Annotated in this window: 3 protein-coding genes and 1 CRISPR repeat array; all 3 genes read right to left on the minus strand. The window is 36.1% G+C overall.

Features of this window, described 5'->3' with window-relative positions; translation table 11 throughout:
• Positions 1-14 precede the first annotated feature (14 nt).
• Positions 15-758: direct repeats of the CRISPR family, unit length 24 nt; unit sequence GAATCTCAATAAGAGAATTGAAAG.
• A gap of 58 nt (positions 759-816) precedes the next feature.
• Complete coding sequence (locus MRT15_RS11330) at positions 817-1215, minus strand: GIY-YIG nuclease family protein (RefSeq protein WP_304330331.1); 399 nt, start codon at positions 1213-1215, stop codon at positions 817-819.
• 188 nt (positions 1216-1403) lie between these two features.
• Complete coding sequence (locus MRT15_RS11335) at positions 1404-2672, minus strand: DUF3883 domain-containing protein (RefSeq protein WP_304330333.1); 1269 nt, start codon at positions 2670-2672, stop codon at positions 1404-1406.
• Between the two features lie 82 nt (positions 2673-2754).
• Positions 2755-3418, minus strand: a 664-nt coding sequence (locus MRT15_RS11340; RefSeq protein WP_304330334.1) for a hypothetical protein, incomplete at its 5' end; no start/stop codon positions are given.

A 3418-nucleotide genomic window follows, 5' to 3' on the forward strand; every position in this document is an offset into this window, starting at 1 on the left:
GGAAGTGGGTGCAGGAATCTCAATAAGAGAATTGAAAGCATGGAGTTGGAGGTGAAGCTGAAACTGAAGCTGAGAGTGGAGAATCTCAATAAGAGAATTGAAAGTAATCGTCATTAATCCATATCCCCTTAAATTCAACTGGGAATCTCAATAAGAGAATTGAAAGTAAGTTTAGATACAACTTCATTCCACTTTTCATCGAAGGATTTGAATCTCAATAAGAGAATTGAAAGACGTCAATCATGCTCTTCGAAACATCTTTACGTATGTAATCAGAATCTCAATAAGAGAATTGAAAGTATATTTCATGTTATAAGTCAATAGCTTCATATGGAAACGTATGAATCTCAATAAGAGAATTGAAAGGAAAAAAACAAAACATTATAAAAATGACCCAGATAACAATAAGAATCTCAATAAGAGAATTGAAAGAGATAATAAAGAGGCAGGTGAAGGGGAAAGACTATAGGGCTGAGAATCTCAATAAGAGAATTGAAAGACCATTCTTGAAATTGTATCAGCCCTAGTTAATCTTCCACCGAATCTCAATAAGAGAATTGAAAGTTTCCTATGCCCAAAGTGTGGTAAGCTCAGTTTAGTGGAATCTCAATAAGAGAATTGAAAGTGTAGAGGGTTTTAAACCTCTTCAACAATTTTTCCGCATAAAGAATCTCAATAAGAGAATTGAAAGGTTATCTGTTGCATGAACATACGCATTAACATGCTTTTTTCGTGAATCTCAATAAGAGAAATGTTTAGTATCGGCTTACATTTCACAGTCTATGGGATTATCAGAGCTTAATGCTGTATGGATGTTTATTGTTTTACTTTCATGTTGAGTGTTGGTGCTAGTATGGCTATTGCGAAATGCTCCAGCCTAACTCTTTCCTCAGGATCTTCTATCTCTTTAAATTTAAATGTGCATTGATCAACATAACTGTTAATTTGCTCTCTAGTAGTGAAACCATAATTCTGCATTAAAGCTTTCCTAAACTGGCTACCTCCAACACCACCTCTCCTATGATCTTTTAGCAAACGCCTTTGAAGATTTTCAGTTTTACCGACATAGATTATCCTGCCATGTTCATCGAAAATAGCATAGACTCCAGGTTTATCTGGGACTTCAATGGAAAGAACATATTTAAAACTTAAACTTCTGCTAGCCAGAAATTCCTTAACTTTACCAACATATTCTAAAGCAACTTTCTCAAGCAAACATTACCCCAAAATAAAATATAATGATGTAAACTAATTTATATTGTTAACAAAGCCATCTTCACAAAACCATAAAACTTAAGTTTTGCTGTAGTAGCTTCCTCTCAGATTCATTGACTTCTTAGCTTTGAGTAGCATTCTCTATGATTAATTTAATCTCTCTTTCGACATGGGAACTTGTATTTTGCTCACACTTTCCCAAGTTTTTGCTTATTTACCTCCTTTCTCCATTTGTCTTCTTTAACTTCATAATATGTTTCGGTTTCGATTGCCAATTTTGGCTTCCCCCTTTCCTTACCCTTTGGTTCTAATCTTTTTGGGTTTTCTATTATGTTTACTTTTGGATTGTCATTCCAAGCGTTTTCAACAATGAATATCTCGTATCCTTCTTCATACATTTTCTTATATTCATTCTCAGTTAATTCTATGGTTTTGTCCCCATTTCTAAAGGCTTTCACTTCAATCTTCTTCTCCCCAGCTTCTATATCGTATCCCCTAAACTCATAAGATACATCGCGAGCATTAACACCATACTCCTCTTTTACGATATTCTCCGTTGCCACTATCCCCCTCCTTTCAGTATATGCTCTTAGTATCCCAGCTTCATCTGATTGATCATATGTTAAGTGTGTAAGTTTATAAGGCTTTAATATCCTTGAAAGTTCATCGAAGATGGGTTTAAGATTTCTTTTAGGCTTTAACTCGAAAACATTCTTCCTTAAGATGACATTTACCCTCTTTCTTCTTTCCGTTAATGAGAGCCTTATCCTTCCAAATCTCCCTTCAAATTCTAGCATCCTCCATTCCCCCTTCTTTAATTTTACTTCATAATCCCCCTTCCATTTACTCTTCACGATTTCACCTGGAATTGTTTCACCCTCTTTTGTAATCCACCCAGTCCATTTCCAAATTGTCGAGTTGTTAAGCTCATATGCTGCATTCGTTAATGTTTCTAAGTCTATAACAACTTTCTTCATGCTGTGGGATTTCATTATGTGAGATATTACGTAGGCTAAGCTATCTAGATCCTTCTCGATACTTGGACCTCCTTTATAGAGAAAGATCATAATGCCCTTTTCCGGGTTTAATCCAACAGTTACGAGATAGGTATTCTTCAAGATTACTCTTTTCTCATATTTTGCTAAGCCAAGTAATGTTAAGCATGTTATTAACGGGTTTGCTTTAGCTATCTTAGAGAATAGGTAGTCGAAGACTATCCATGAACCCATCAAACGAATTTTCTCAGATACATAAGTGTTATGTATTCGCCAAATATTGTGTGCTCTATTTATAGCTTCCGGTCCTACCAAGCCCGGCCTATCTAAACCCCACGCTGATTCATCTGGTATAGCCGGACCTAACAGCTTTTCAATTCTCATCGCCAAATCAAGTAAATTATCATATTTTACGTTAGGCTTGACATCAACATACATCTTGATGTTTAATGAGACAGGCATATCCCCCTCCTCTTAAACTCGTATGAAAATATTAGTTTCCAACTTTAATGCAACCTTAGCGAATATTAAATCTGAGAGTTTATCAAAGTCCATAGCGAACAAACCACCAATTATATTCATCGATAAGTTTAGCTAAAGTTTTTCTGCTATATTCTTTGCCAAGCTTCTTGCTTGGGAGTTCTCTGCAAATTTCTTCTGCAACCTCTTTTATGCTACACTCCTTCTCCCTAGCCCTTTCCTTCAATGCTTCCTCCACCTCCTTCTTCATTTGCTTCAAGAAATCTATGTAGCCTTTTGCATTCCCTCTAACTCTATATTTCCTCCTAATCCTTTCATCCCACATCACATATACTTCTGGATTGAGCAAATGTAGAATCTTTGAAATTGCAGTGGCTCCAATATATTTAATGTTTACCGCTTCATAAGTTCTCATAATAGCATCCCTCACCTCCACATTATCGAAATCTATATCCAACAAACTCTTACCATACAATTTCTGGAAAGCATCTTTAGCTTCACGTAACCGTCTAGTAAGTTGCTCCCAATCCAAACCCTCCCTACCCACAGTCCTCCTCATACCTCCCCAATGAATGAGAAACATCTTAATTATCTCCTCAACATGCCTCGCAGTTTCCAACCTACCTAAATCAGCTCTAACATCCCCCAACAACTCAAGAGCCTTAAAATACAAATACTCAACAAACCAAAAAGAATCCTCAAAATTCCTAACACCCTCAACCAATTCT

The organism is Candidatus Culexarchaeum yellowstonense (assembly GCF_024707025.1).
Lineage (GTDB): Archaea > Thermoproteota > Methanomethylicia > Culexarchaeales > Culexarchaeaceae > Culexarchaeum.

Coding starts and splice junctions, on each gene's coding strand:
- MRT15_RS11335 (WP_304330333.1), bottom strand. CDS start 2,672: ATGCCTGTCTCATTAAACATCAAGATGTATGTTGATGTCAAGCCTAAC.